11 protein-coding genes are annotated in these 14,159 nt (G+C 64.3%); 6 read left to right on the forward strand and 5 right to left on the reverse strand.

The window, feature by feature from the left end:
• From ACDP63_RS09000 to ACDP63_RS09020, 5 genes are all read left to right on the forward strand, one after another.
• Nucleotides 1-681 (forward strand): LuxR C-terminal-related transcriptional regulator (locus ACDP63_RS09000; RefSeq protein WP_409927917.1); only part of this gene is annotated, 681 nt, incomplete at its 5' end.
• A gap of 372 nt (nt 682-1,053) precedes the next feature.
• The gene (locus tag ACDP63_RS09005) at nt 1,054-1,275 is read left to right on the forward strand and encodes a heavy-metal-associated domain-containing protein (protein ID WP_024845349.1); all 222 of its coding nucleotides are present in this window, start codon (nt 1,054-1,056) and stop codon (nt 1,273-1,275) included.
• Between the two features lie 86 nt (nt 1,276-1,361).
• Nucleotides 1,362-3,311 carry a heavy metal translocating P-type ATPase gene (locus ACDP63_RS09010; protein WP_409927918.1) on the forward strand — a complete coding sequence of 650 codons (1,950 nt, stop codon included), beginning with the start codon at nt 1,362-1,364 and terminating at the stop codon, nt 3,309-3,311.
• Between the two features lie 97 nt (nt 3,312-3,408).
• On the forward strand, nt 3,409-4,053 hold the full coding sequence (locus tag ACDP63_RS09015; protein WP_024845347.1) for a DUF924 family protein: 645 nt from the start codon (nt 3,409-3,411) through the stop codon (nt 4,051-4,053).
• Nucleotides 4,054-4,150: 97 nt separating this feature from the next.
• Complete coding sequence (locus ACDP63_RS09020; protein WP_024845346.1) at nt 4,151-4,381, forward strand: hexameric tyrosine-coordinated heme protein; 231 nt, start codon at nt 4,151-4,153, stop codon at nt 4,379-4,381.
• Nucleotides 4,382-4,431: 50 nt separating this feature from the next.
• Here ACDP63_RS09020 and ACDP63_RS09025 read toward each other — a convergent pair whose 3' ends face one another.
• Nucleotides 4,432-6,783, reverse strand: a complete 2,352-nt coding sequence (locus ACDP63_RS09025; RefSeq protein ID WP_036749209.1) for a heavy metal translocating P-type ATPase — start codon at nt 6,781-6,783, stop codon at nt 4,432-4,434.
• Between the two features lie 35 nt (nt 6,784-6,818).
• Nucleotides 6,819-8,204, reverse strand: coding sequence for a mercuric reductase (locus tag ACDP63_RS09030; RefSeq protein ID WP_409927919.1), 1,386 nt, complete (start codon nt 8,202-8,204; stop codon nt 6,819-6,821).
• 294 nt (nt 8,205-8,498) lie between these two features.
• Here ACDP63_RS09030 and ACDP63_RS09035 point away from each other — a divergent pair, with 294 nt between their 5' ends.
• A complete protein-coding gene (locus tag ACDP63_RS09035; RefSeq protein ID WP_024845343.1) occupies nt 8,499-9,278 on the forward strand; it encodes an acetoin reductase in 780 nt (259 codons plus the stop codon).
• Nucleotides 9,279-9,535: 257 nt separating this feature from the next.
• On the opposite strand, the gene ACDP63_RS09040 is transcribed toward ACDP63_RS09035, so the two are convergent.
• The 3 genes from ACDP63_RS09040 to ACDP63_RS09050 form a co-directional block, all read right to left on the reverse strand.
• Nucleotides 9,536-11,467: a heavy metal translocating P-type ATPase gene (locus ACDP63_RS09040; RefSeq protein WP_034330671.1), complete on the reverse strand. Its 1,932-nt coding sequence runs from the start codon at nt 11,465-11,467 to the stop codon at nt 9,536-9,538.
• 145 nt (nt 11,468-11,612) lie between these two features.
• Entirely contained in the window at nt 11,613-12,848 is a 1,236-nt protein-coding gene (gene chrA / locus ACDP63_RS09045; protein ID WP_024849400.1) for a chromate efflux transporter, read from the reverse strand.
• Between the two features lie 183 nt (nt 12,849-13,031).
• Entirely contained in the window at nt 13,032-13,955 is a 924-nt protein-coding gene (locus ACDP63_RS09050; RefSeq protein WP_409927920.1) for a LysR family transcriptional regulator, read from the reverse strand.
• Nucleotides 13,956-14,159: the final 204 nt, after the last annotated feature.

Below are 14,159 nucleotides of genomic sequence, written 5' to 3' on the forward strand. Positions count from 1 at the left end.
GGGCGCATGGCGGGGGCCGACGATTATGTGACCAAGCCCATTGATTACGACCTGCTTCGTGCCACCGTTGAAGCGCGCCTGAACCGGATGCAAAGGTTGCGCGCAATGCCGGGAGATCGATCTGGCCTGGCCGCCCTCGACCGCCTGGCTCTTGGTGTGGTGCTGCTCGATGCCAATGGCGGCGTGGTCCATGCCAATCCTCTGGCCCAAAGCTTGTCGGGCGCGGCCGGAATCTCGCTGAGTGGGCGTTTTGCCGCCAGCGGCGAAAATGGCCGGAAGCTGTCCGCGTTGATCGCAGGGTTGGCCCCGGGTAAAGGGATGGCGCCGACGGGGTTGCGCTTGGACGATGGGTGCCAGCTCATGATTATCGGGATGTCGCTGCCAGCGCACTCGCACCATGATGAGGCTGTCGCCATGCTGATACTGAGCGGCACAGACAGCAAACCTCCTATGGACACCGCAACCCTTGGCCAGTTGTTCGGCCTGACGCCGATGGAAGCCCAGGTCGCGTGTTTGTTGGCCGAAGGGTTGCGCCGCAGCCAGATTGCAGACCGGTTGGCGATCTCGGGTACGACCGTCGCCTTCCATCTGCGAAACATCTTCTCCAAGACCGGCGTGCAAAGGCAGGCGGAACTGGTGGCATTGATTCTGTCAGTACCACTGGCGCAGCCCGTGACCTGAGTGAAGCGGCGCATTGAATATCTGACACAGCGATCAAGACCGTTCCGCAACGAACACGAAGGACTTGTAGTCAGTATGTTCTCATATGTTCTCGGGTGCTTCCCAGAAGAAGCGAACCGCTCAGGGATTGCCGGAGGCGTTTTAGTTTGAGTCACGCGGCCATGGGTTGGGCTTCCAGCATGGCGTAATAGCGTTCCTCGGCTTCGGCCGGAACCGACCCCAAAGTGGTCGCCCGATGATTCAGAACCAAGGCAGTGGCCTGTGTATTCGTGCAAGCTTGGCTTGCCGGTTTCGCCAATCGCAATGCGGGTTCGAACCCTTAGATCAATGAGGCAGGGGACACCCCTCCCCACTATCGAAAGGAACCCGATCATGACCCAGAAAACCATCCTTCGCAGCGACGAACTTTCGTGCCCCTCCTGCGTGCCGAAGATCGAGAAAGCGCTCAACGCCCTTCCTGGTGTGGCAAAGGCCGAGGTGCGCTTCAACACCGGCAAGATCGAGGTCGAGCACGACCCCGCGCAATCGAGCGTTGAAGCGTTGGTCGAGGCGGTGCGCGGAACCGGCTATGAGGCACAGCCTGCCGCCTTCTGATCGGCACTCCACCTTTTTCGCCGCGCCGCGCGCCGGCGCGGCCGGCACGCTTTTCCGGCATGGTTGAAGATGAAAGGAGCGATGAGATGAGCAATCTTGTCAGCAGGATCAGGAGCGCCTTCGTGCATCCGGCACGGCGACGCTTCTGGTTGACGGTCGGCAGCGGCGGGTTGATCGCGGCCGGCCTTCTGGCGCGCTACGGTTTCGGCATGGTCGAGGCATGGACGGCGCTGATGGTCGCGGCAGCTTTTGTTGCCGGCTCCGATATCGCCATCCGCGCCTGGCGCTCGCTGCGTGTAAGGCATTTCAGCATCGAACTGCTCGTCACCGTCGCGGCGGTCGGCGCGTTGTTTATCGGCGAGGTCTGGGAGTCGGCGGCCGTCACCTTCCTGTTCATGTTCGGTGGCTGGCTTGAGGCGCGCACCATGGGACAGACCCGAGGGGCGCTGAAGGCATTGCTCGATGGCGCGCCCGCCACCGCGACCGTGCTGCGCGACGGCGATCCCGTCGAAATGCCGGCTCATATGGTCCAGCTTGGCGAGACCGTGCTGGTCAGGGCCGGTCAGCGTATCCCGGTGGACGGCGAGGTGACCGAAGGCACCGCCGCCGTGAGCGAGGCAGCGATTACTGGTGAGCCGATGCCGGCCGAGAAAGCGCCGGGCAGCCACGTTCATGCTGGAACGATCGCCGAGAACGGGTTGCTGCGCATCCGCGCCACCAATGTCGGCGCCGACACCACCCTTGCCCGCATCATTCAGCGCGTCGAGGAGGCGCAGGAGGAAAAAGCCCCGAGTCAGCGCATGATCGAGCGCTTCGCGCAATGGTATACGCCCTCGATCATCGGACTTGCGGTCGTCGCCTTCGCCGTGACGCAGGATATCCGTCTGGCGCTGACGCTGCTGGTCGTCGGCTGCCCCGGCGCGCTGGTGATCTCGACGCCGGTGTCCATCGTCGCCGGCATCGGCCGCGCGGCGCGCAGCGGCATCCTGATCAAAGGCGGCCAGCATCTGGAAAGTGCGGGCCGGATCGACACGCTGGCGCTCGACAAGACCGGCACGCTGACGGAAGGCAAACCGCAGCTCGCCTCCATCGTCGCGCTGGGCGGAGTGACGGAAGCCGAGTTGCTGCATCTGGCCGCAACCGCCGAGGCTGGATCGACCCACCCGCTCGGGCGTCCGATCGTCGAGGCCGGCCGCAAGAACGGGCCGCTTTCCACGCCTGAAACGCTGGAGGAGCACGCCGGCATGGGCCTGAGCGCCCGCATCGACGGCCGGACCGTTGCCGCTGGCAACCGACGCCTGATGGATACGCTCGGCATCGCGCTGGGCCAGGAGGGCGAAGCCGCACTGGACCGCCTGCTGTCCAACGGCCAGACGCCGATCCTGGTGGCGCGTGACGGGCAGCTGATCGGGCTGCTGGGCATGTCTGACATGGCCCGTGAAGGCGCGGCGGAGGCCATCGCCCGGCTGCGCGACATCGGCATAGGCCGCGTGGTCATGCTGACCGGCGACCAGCATGGCGCCGCCGAAGCCATTGCCCGCGAGGTCGGCATCGACGAGGTTCATGCCGGGCTGATGCCCGAAGACAAGCTGGAGTTGATCCGGAAGATGAAGGCAGGTGGCGCGCATGTCGCCATGGTCGGCGACGGCATCAACGACGCGCCAGCGCTTGCCGCCGCCGACACCTCGATCGCCATGGGCGCGGCCGGCAGCGACGTCGCCATCGAGACCGCCGACATCGCGCTCCTGAAAGACGATCTCGGCAAGATCCCCGAGGCGATGGCGATCTCGCGCGCGACGCTGGGCAATATGCGCCAGAACCTCATCATCGCGCTGGTGACGGTGGCCGGACTGCTGGCGGGCGTGTTTTCCGGCAATGTCCACATGGCGGGCGGCATGCTGGTCCACCAGCTTTCGGTGCTGATCGTCATCGCCAACGGCATGCGTCTACTGCGCGTGCCGAAGGCCACCGCACCCGGCGGGAGGGCAGCAAAAGCCGCCGCCACCCGGCCGGCGACTGTGGCCGCGCGAGGCTGACGCCTCGCCTCCTGGCAGACCCCGTTCCGATGCGGGGTCTGTTGTTTTTGCAGCGTCAATCCTGTCTCATCGTCCGGAACTATCTGAAAGGATCGATATGGATGCCAGGACCGCCCCGTGGAACGACGTTCTCGACTTCTGGTTTCCCGAAGGCCGCTCGTCAGGGATAGCGGCTGGAACTCATCGCGATCACTGGTCGTGGCGGCTGCATGGCGGCGCAGACGACAAAATCGTCGCGCGCTTCGCCGACCTCACGAGCAGCGCAGCTTCAGGCGATCTCGACGACTGGGCCGGCGACCCCGAAGGCAGGCTGGCGCTCATCATCGTGCTCGACCAGTTCTCGCGCTCGCTCTGGCGCGGCACGCCACGCGCATTCGCGCAAGACCCTGCCGCGCTGTCGCTGGCGATGGAGGGGTTCTCCAACGGCCACTACGCATCGCTGGGCACGCCCTGGTTCAGGATCGTCTACAGTCAGCCCCTTGGCCATTGCGAAGGCCCGGATCACCTTGCGCGCATCGATCTGCTCATCAGGCTTCGCGAAGAGATCGCAGCGGAAGCCCCCGCTTCCCTTCAGCCGATATACCAGTCACTGGTGAAACAGGCCGGTGATGTGCGCAAGGTCATCGCCGCTTTTGGCCGTCACCCGCACCGCAATCAGGTCCTCGGCCGGGAATCGACGCAGGCGGAAGAAGCTTACATCGCCGAAGGGGATTTCCCGCACGACAGGGCGTTTCAGGCGTAACTTCTGGAAACGAAACTCATCACGGGGTGATGCTTTCGCTAGCTGCTCGGGTAGATTACGGTTGCTGCGCACTCATATTCTCTGGAAGGAAAACATCATGGCTGACACTTGGCTTCCCTCACTCAAGACAGCGACCCCGCAGGAGGGGTTCGACCTTGCCACCAAAATGGCGCGGGTCGGCGTCAAGGTGACCCAGCCTTCCGCCGAGATTCGCGACAAGCTGCGCGCGGCCTACGATCAGGATACCGCGCAACTCATCGCTTCCTCGCAGGTGATCGCCATCCATTTCCAGACGGTTGCGGCCGCCAACAATTATTGGCGCGACTGACGCCCTCGCCTACGACTGATGCGAGGGCGTCCGTCGCGCCAGCGTTTCAGTCAAAGTTTCAATCCGCGCAATCGCAGCGCGTTGGCGATGACGCTGACCGACGACAGCGACATGGCGGCGGCCGCGATGATCGGTGACAGAAGGAGGCCGAAAGAAGGGTAAAGCACGCCCGCGGCAATCGGGATGCCGGCGGCATTGTAGATGAAGGCGAAGAACAGGTTCTGGCGGATATTCGCCATCGTCGCCTGCGACAGACGCCGCGCTTTCACGATCCCCATGAGGTCTCCCTTGAGTAAGGTGACGCCGGCGCTTTCGATGGCGACATCGGTGCCCGAGCCCATGGCGATGCCGACATCGGCGGCGGCAAGCGCGGGCGCGTCATTGACGCCGTCGCCCGCCATGGCAACCACACGGCCTTCAGCCTTGAGACGGCTCACCACGGCGCTCTTTGCATCCGGCAGCACGTCGGCCTCGACCTCATCGATGCCCAGTTGACGCGCGACAGCTTCGGCTGTGGTTTTATTGTCGCCGGTCAGCATCACGATGCGGATGCCTTCGCCATGCAGCGCGTTCAGCGCCTCCTGCGTCGTCGCCTTCACCGGATCGGCAATGGCGAAGATGCCACCCGCCTTGCCATCGACGCCGATATAGATCGCCGTGGCGCCATCATGGCGCAAGGCGTCCGCCCGTTCGGCAAGGGCCGACGCATCGACACCATGCTCCTTGAGGAACGCCGCATTGCCGAGCGCGATCGCCTTGCCCTCGACGGTGCCGAGCGCGCCCTTGCCGAGAGGGGAGTCGAAGTCCACCACGGGCGGGACCTCGATGCCCTTCTTCTCCGCCGCCTCCACAATCGCCAATGCCAGCGGATGTTCCGACGCCTTCTCGACGCCAGCGGCAAGCCGCAGGATTTCCGTTTCGTTAAAACCGCCTGCCGCCACGATCGCCGTCACCGACGGCTTGCCCTCGGTGAGCGTGCCGGTCTTGTCGACGACGAGCGTGTCGACCTTCTCCATATGTTCGAGCGCTTCGGCGTTCTTGATCAGGACGCCGGCGCTGGCGCCCTTGCCGACGCCGACCATGATCGACATCGGCGTCGCCAGCCCCAATGCGCAGGGACAGGCGATGATCAGAACCGAAACGGCCACGACCAGCCCGTAGGCGAAGCGCGGCTCGGGACCCCAGATGCCCCAGACGATGAAGGCCAGAATCGCGATGACGATGACCAGCGGCACGAACCAGCCCGAGACCTGATCGGCCATGCGCTGGATCGGCGCGCGCGAGCGCTGCGCATCGGCGACCATCTGCACGATGCGCGACAGCATGGTATCGCGGCCGACCTTTTCGGCGCGGATCACCAGCGCCCCGGTCTGATTCAGCGTGCCGCCGATGACCTGATCGCCCACAGTGCGGGTGACAGGCATGGATTCGCCGGTGACCATCGCTTCATCAAGCGAGGAGCGTCCGTCCTCGACGACGCCATCGACCGGCACGGTCTCGCCGGGCCGCACACGCAGCCTGTCGCCGAGGGCAACGTGCTCGACCGGAACGTCTTCCTCCACGCCATCGTCACCGACGCGCCGCGCCGTCTTCGGCGCCAGATCGAGAAGCGCCCTGATCGCGCCCGAGGTCTGCTCACGGGCGCGCAGTTCCAGCACCTGGCCAAGCAGCACCAGAACGGTGATGACCGCCGCCGCCTCGAAATAGACCGCGACCGTGCCATCTTCCGCGCGAAAGGCGGCGGGGAAAATACCCGGCGCAAGGGCGGCGACGATGCTGTAGGCCCAGGCGACGCCCGTGCCCATGGCGATCAGGGTGAACATGTTGAGGCTGCGATTGACCAGCGACGCCCAGGCGCGCTCAAAGAACGGCCATCCGCACCACAAAACCACCGGCGTCGCCAGAACGAGCTGAACCCAGATCGATATCCGCATCGGCACCAGATGATGCAGTGCGGGAATAAGGTGACTGCCCATTTCGAGCACGAAGACCGGAGCGGCGAGGACCAGCCCGATCCAGAAGCGCCGTGTCATGTCGGCGAGTTCCGGGCTGGGGCCGCTGTCGGCGGTCACCATCAACGGCTCCAGCGCCATGCCGCAGATCGGGCAGCTTCCCGGCCCATCCTGCCGGATCTCGGGATGCATCGGACAGGTCCAGATCGCGCCCTCGGGCGCGTCCGGAGCGGGCGCCGCGTCTCCTGCAAGATATCGGGCGGGGTCCGCCTTGAATTTCGCCTTGCAGGAAGCCGAGCAGAAATAGTGAGTGTGACCCTCATGGGTCAGGTGATGTTCCGCCGTCTGCGGATCGACCTCCATGCCGCAGACGGGGTCCTTCACAAGATGCGCATGACCCGAATGGTCATGATCATGCGAATGGTGCTGATGCTTACCGTGTCCGTTCATTCTCTAACCCGCCGCCTCACCTGAGCCTGGAAAATTCATCTTTTCGCTACATTGCCGAACAGCGCGTTCAGCCCCTCGGCCATCGTCGGATGCGCAAGAATGGCGTCGCGCAGGACGCTGTAGGGCAACCCGCCGAGCATGGCTGCCTGCACCACGGCCATCACTTCCCCGGCCTCCGAACCGATCATGGCAAAGCCTGCGATCCGGTCCTGCGGATCGACCAGCGCCTTCACGAAGCCCGAGGTTTGCGAGGTCGTCCGCGTCCGCAGCACTGCCTTCATCGGCAGTTTCGCGACGCGCATATCAATTCCACTGGCGTGCGCTTCCGCTTCGCTCATGCCGATGCGGGCAAGCGGCGGGTCGATGAACATGCAATAGGGCATCAGCCGCCCTGTGGTCGTTCTGTCCCCACCATCGAGATTGTCCCGGATAATTCGGAAATCATCGAGCGATGCGTGGGTGAATTGCGGACTTCCCGCGCATTCTCCGATGGCCCATACGTCCCTTGCAGTCGTCTCCAGTCGATCGTTCACCTTGATGGTGCCGCGATCCGTCAGCGCAATGCCTGCCTCTTCAAGCCCTATGCCTTGCGTGTTGGGGGTGCGGCCGGCCGCGACCAGAATGTCCGTGCCCTCGATCGTTCTTGAACCGTCCGGCGTCCGAATGGTGGCGCGCACGCTTTCGCCCGACCGGCCCTCCACCTTCTCGACTTCGGCAGACAAAAGCACCTCTATGCCTTCCGCCTCCAGAATCCGCCGAACTTCTTCGGAAACATCCTCGTCCTCGCGCTTCAGCAGTCGCGGGCCACGGTCCACAATGGTGACGCGACTGCCGAAGCGCTGATAGGCCTGCGCCAGTTCAAGCCCGACATAGCCCCCGCCGAGAACGATCAGGTGGGCCGGCAACCGGTCCAGTTCGAGCGCTTCGATATGGGTGAGCGGCTTGGCTTCGGCCAGACCGGGGACGGGCGGAATGGTTGCATGCGTCCCAAGGTTGAGAAACAGCTTTTCAGCGACGAGCAGCCGCGTCCCGCCATCGTTCAGCGCGATCTCGACCGCGCTTGGCGCGACGAGGCGGGCGTTGCCCATGATGAGTTCCGCGCCCGTCGCCTCGTAGCGTTCCAGATGAAACGTCACGAGGCTTTTGACCATGGCGCGCTTGCGCTCCACAACCGTCTTCATGTCGACCGAGACGGGGCCGGTCGCAACGCCATACTCCCCGGCGTGGGCAACGGCATGGGCGATACCCGCGCTCCAGATCTCGTTCTTGCTTGGCAGGCAGTTGATGTTGGGGCACGAGCCGCCGATCCAGCGCCGCTCGATGACAGCCACCTTCTGGCCGGCTTGCGCCATATGCCAGGCGAGGTATTTGCCGCCTTCGCCACTGCCGATTACGACGGCGTAGCGCTCCGCTTCCGTCATCAACTACGCATCCTTCAGCAACACCGCCCCTATCCAAGCGATGAAAATATGCCACCCGGCCCTCTATGCGGGATCATGTCATACTCTTGCGGGGTCGGACAATTACTGTTGCTATTGCGAGCAGCCCCTTGAAGTAGCCTTACTGCCAGTTTCGGCGCCGTCGCATCATTTCTGGGCCGGGGCCTTAAAATGGGCCATGATCAGGGAGTGTAGTCGGTTTTGCCCTGGCTGTATTGTCCGAAAGGGAACATGCCGACTTGCGAAGGATTGGCCGACTTTCTGTAGGAGAAAATCATGTCTTTGAACGATAAAGTCATATTGGTAACCGGCGCTGGCCAGGGGATCGGACGCGGCATTGCGCTGCGGCTTGCAAAGGAAGGCGCCAACCTCGCGCTGGCCGATGTCAAGGCCGACAAGCTCGACTCCGTTCGCAAGGAAGTCGAAGCGCTCGGACGCAAGGCCACCACCGTTGTTGCCGATGTCAGCAAACGCGACGATGTCTACGCCGCTATCGACCATGCGGAAAAGCAACTCGGCGGGTTCGACGTCATCGTCAACAATGCCGGCATCGCTCAGGTCAAGCCGATCGCCGACGTCACGCCCGAGGACATGGACCTGATCTTCCGCATCAATGTCGACGGCGTGCTCTGGGGTATCCAGGCGGCTGCGAAGAAATTCAAGGATCGCGGACAGAAAGGCAAGATCATCAACGCCTGCTCGATCGCCGGACATGACGGTTTCGCCATGCTTGGCGTCTATTCGGCGACCAAGTTCGCCGTGCGGGCGCTAACGCAAGCCGCCGCCAAGGAATATGCCAGCGCGGGCATCACGGTGAACGCCTATTGCCCCGGCATCGTCGGCACCGACATGTGGGTGGAGATCGATGAGCGTTTTTCCGAGATCACTGGAACGCCGAAGGGCGAAACCTACAAGAAGTATGTCGAAGGCATCGCTTTGGGTCGCGCGCAGACACCGGAGGACGTGGCAGCGTTGGTCGCTTTCCTCGCGGGCGCCGATTCCGACTACATCACAGGACAGTCGATCCTGACCGATGGCGGTATCGTCTACCGATAAGGCCGCCTGCCAAATCGCGAATGTTCAGAAGCGGCCGCACCGGGAAACGGCCTTGTGAGAATTTCTCCCTTCAGCGGAATGGTTCCGTCTGGAAGAGCCGCGTTTTGTCGGAGAGAATTGTCCTCTTGTTCCTGGGCATGGCATCGCCGCCTTCGGCCGCCATTCGCACCACAGGTTCTTGACCGGCATTCGACGCCTACTGAAGAGCGGTCGGTTCCTCATCTACGCGCGTTTCGGGCGGGATTGCCGTCATCCAGTCAAACCCCTGACTGGTATGAAGGCTCTACCGAGCCGGCGTCGGGTTGGCGTCGCAGTGAGGTCGCACTGCGCGCCCGGATCGGGTCGGCGAGCAGCCTGAGGCCGTTCAGCACCACAAGAACCGTGCCGCCCTCATGCCCCACCACCGCGAGCGGCAGCGGCAGGGCGAAGAACAGGCTCGAGGCGACCAGAAGCAGCATCATGCCGATGGCGAAAGTCAGATTCTGACGGATGATCCGGCGGGTGCGGCGCGCCAACCGATGCGCCGCGGCAAGGCGGGCCATGTCCTCCGACAACAGCGCGACATCGGCTGCCTGCAAGGCGACGTCGCTGCCCGCTGCGCCCATGGCGATGCCGACATCGGCCCGCGCCAGCGCGGCGGCGTCGTTCACCCCGTCGCCGACAAAGGCCACCTTTCCATTCTTCGCCAGTTCGCCCACCAACCGGACCTTGTCTTCAGGCAGCAGATCGGCATGGACATCCTTTGCCTCCAGTCCGAGTTCCGCGGCGATCCGCAAGCCGACAGGGCGCCGGTCGCCGGTCATCATGGCGATAGTATCTACCCCAGCCGTCCTGAGCGCAGCCAGTCCGGCGGCCGAGGTCTCGCGCGGACGGTCGGCGACGGTGAGCGCACCATAGACCCGATCTCCCCGCCCCAGCCACACCACGGTCTGGCTACCATCCGTCAGTTTCACAAATTCCGGAGCATCCAGCGATGCGCCCATGCGCGCGGCCATGCGCGGATTGCCGGCCCAGAGCGGGCCCACGGCATCCTCCCCCGTAATCCCCTCACTTGGCACGGTTTCCACATCGCGCACCTCGGCGACGGTTATGCCTTTTTCGTCGATGTGGCGGCGGATCGCATCGGCAATTGGATGTTCGGAATGCGCCTCGAGACCGGCGATCAATGACAGGAACCGCTCTTCGGCCTGTGCTCCCGATTCCGACGCCATCACCTGCGTCACCTCGGCCTTGCCTGTGGTCAGCGTACCGGTCTTGTCGAAGGCGAAGATATCGACCTCGGCCAGCGTCTCCAGCGCCGCGCCGCCCTTGAACAGAACACCGCCGCGCGCGGCCGCCGCCAATGCCGAGAGGATCGCCGCCGGGACCGATATCACTACCGCGCAGGGGCTGGCCGCGACCAGCAGCGTCGCGGCGCGATAAAGCGCATCCTGCATTGTCCAGCCGAGTGCGAGGAATATAATGAGTGCCAGCACCGCGCCGGCCAGCACCGCGATGGTATAGCGCTGGCCGAACCAGGCGCTGAACCGTTCGGAAGGAGCGCGTGCGGCCTGAGCCTCGGTCACCAGTTCGATCATCCGCGCCACGGTGCTTTCCGCGACCGGACGGGTAACGCGGACGAGCAGCACGGCGTTGAGGTTCACCGTGGCCTCGAACACCTTTGCGCCGGGGCCCTTGCCGACCGGCATCGATTCGCCGGTGATCGTCGCCTCATCGAGCGAGCCTTCCCCTTCCGCCACCTCGCCATCGGCCGGCACACGCGCACCGGGGCGCAACACCACCAGGTCGCCGGCCACGAGATCACCCACCGAAACTTCCGTGACGGTGCCGTCAGGAGCGCGCCTGAGCGCGGTGTCGGGACGCAGCGCCATCAGCGCCTCGACGGCATGGCGCGCCCGGCCCATCGCCCGCTGCTCCAACGTGGTCGAGAGGCTGAACAGCGTCAGCAGCACCGCCCCTTCGAGCGCAGCACCCACCGCGGCGGCGGCAAGGGCGGCCACGATCATCAGAAGATCGATGTCGAGAACCCGCTCGTGCCAGAGCGACGTCAGGGCTCGGACCCCGGTCGGCACACCACCGGCCAGATAGACCAGCACGAGACCGACCGGTCCCCAAAGACCGGGGATCAAAAAGGCATCGACAGTCGCAAGCGCCATCCCGGCAAGTGTGATGCCGGTCAATGCTGTCATAAAGCGGTCGGAAGAAAGGTCGATTTGCAATTTGTGTTCCTGGCTGTGCCGCGACGGCGGCAGTGGCTGGGGAAACCGGGCAGCGGTGCGCCATGCAGGCTGGCGTTACATTGCCGGTCGATCAGGTTCCGTTATTCCTTTTCCATCACAGCATCGAGCTTACCTCCAGGACCGCACCGCCGGCAGCCCCGATCAGCACCACGAGCCAGGGCGGAAATTTCCAGCTCATCAGGGCCACGAAGCAGGTCAGCGCCAGCGCAAAGTCACGGGGCGAACCGACCGAGCTGGTCCAGAGCGGATCGTAGAGCGCGGCGCCCAGAATGCCGACCACCGCGGCATTGGCCCCTGCCATCGGCGCCCGCACGCCGGAGCGTGCGCGCAGCGTGTTCCAGAACGGCAGCGCGCCGACAAGCAGCAGGAAGCCCGGCAGGAAGATCGCAAAAAGGGCAAGCGTCGCGCCGGCGATCCCGTTCGGGCCGGGTTCGAGCAACATGCCGAGATAGGCGGCGAAGGTGAAGAGCGGCCCCGGCACCGCCTGGGCCGCGCCATAGCCGGCCAGGAACGCATCGGGCGTGACCCAGCCCGGGCGAACCACTTCGGCTTCCAGCAAAGGCAAGACCACATGGCCGCCGCCAAATACCAGCGCACCAGCGCGATAGAAGGCGTCGATCACCGCCAGCCCTTGCGCGGGAAACATCGCCGCCGCCAGCGGCAAGCCGAAGATCAGGATGAAGAACAGGGCCAGCGCGATTATTCCCGCCTGCCGCGAGACCGGAAAATGCAGCGCTTCACCCGGCGATCCGGCCGTGTCCCGGCAAAGCCAGAGCCCGGCGAACCCACCGAGCAGGATTGCACCCAACTGGCCCATGGCGCCCCCGATCAGCACCGCAATCAGGACGGCGGCGAGCGCGATGGTCTGGCGGGTGCGGTCGGGGCAAAGCGTGCGCGCCATGCCCCAGACTGCCTGCGCAACGATGGCCACCGCCACCAGTTTGAGCCCGTGCAATACCCCGGTGCCGAGCGGGCCTGAAATCGCCCCCGCTCCGAGCGCGAACAGCATCAGGAGCAGGGCGGAAGGCAAGGTAAAGGCGGCCCAGGCAGCCAGCGCACCCACCGGTCCGGCACGCTGCAAGCCCAGTGCGAAGCCGGCCTGGCTGGATGCTGGTCCCGGAAGGAATTGGCACAGTGCGACCAGATCGGCATAGCCACGATCGTCGATCCAGTCGCGGCGGGCAACGAATTCCTCGCGGAAATAGCCGAGATGCGCGATCGGCCCGCCAAACGAGGTCAGGCCCAGTTTTAGAAAAGCGGCCAGAACCTCGCCCGGTGTTCCGTGTTGTTGGCGCTGAGGCATAACATTCCGCGTGTCATTGGCGGGCATGATGTCTCCGTGATGTTCGCAATGCAGGGCTCGCGAGGCGCCTCGGGCAGGCGCGTGCGATCGTTGCCCCTATATTGGGACAATGGGACAGGCAGGTGACTGCGAAAGCACGCGCCTCGTCGTTCCATCGGCATCGCAAGTTGCGTCCACGGGACCGCACCCTGCAGGAGAGATATGGATGAATCATGCCATGCCCGTCCGGAGACCGCTCGCCTGCGGACGGCGGCCCTCCAGAAGATCAGCGTCATCGGCGAGCGCGTCAGCCATGAAATCCATGAAGGCACGGATACGGGCGGTGTTGCGCAGGTCCTCATGGGTCAGCAGCCACAGATCGAGCCGGAAATCTTCCGGAAACATGGCGATCCGGACAAGGTCGGGGGTGCGGTCGGCTACAGCGCAGGGCAACGGCGCAAGACCGATTCCGGACCTCGCCGCGGCAAGGGCGGCCGAGATCGAGTTGGTGCGATAGATCGGCCGCATTTTCGGCAGCCAATCCGCCAACTGATTGCCAATCGCTCCGTGCGACCGACCGAAACCGATCCAGTCGTTGTCGGCAAGATCGTCGTCGATTCCCTGAGCGGCACGGTCTGCCGAGGCATAGGCTCCGAATGCCAGCCGGTCGACGCGCCGGCCGACCAATATTTCCTGCGGCGTGTTGCCGATGCGCAGTGCGACATCGGCCTCGCGTCGGGTCAGGTCCAGGGGGCTGTCCGAAACGATCACCTCCAGTTCGATCCCCGGCTGCGCGGCATGGAAGGCCGCCAGATGCGGCGGCAATAACCCGGTCGCCAGCATATCGATGGCGGTGATGCGGATGAGCCCGCTCAGGCGCTGGTCCTGTCCTATCACCTGACGCGACAGGGCGATAATTTCCTCGTCGATCCGGATGGCGGTCTCCTGCATGGCCTCTCCGGCGCCCGTCAGCGCATAGCCGTCCGGCAACCGCTCGAAGAGCCGGACGCCCAGACGTTCCTCGAAGGCCCCGAGACGGCGAAACACGGTCGAGTGCATTACGCCAAGGCTGCGCGCTGCGCCCGACAGCGTGCCCGCCCGAGCCACAGCGAGAAAGAAGCGCAGATCGTCCCAGTTCTGGTTCTGTGCATCCATGAAGGATCACCCCTTCCAAGCCTGCTCCCATTGCCGGCAGCTTGTCGCCAACTTGCCGGCAACACCGCGCGTTCGCTTTGCCCCGTCAGAAAAGCTTGACCACGATGATTGCTCCACTTAAGTATGTGATTGCTCACTTACTAGGTACTTTATGCGAAAATCCGCGGAATTGCGCAAGGCCGAAATCTGTTGATTTCCGTCGAG

It is taken from the genome of Paracoccus sp. P2, from assembly GCF_046335115.1.
GTDB lineage: Bacteria > Pseudomonadota > Alphaproteobacteria > Rhodobacterales > Rhodobacteraceae > Paracoccus > Paracoccus pantotrophus.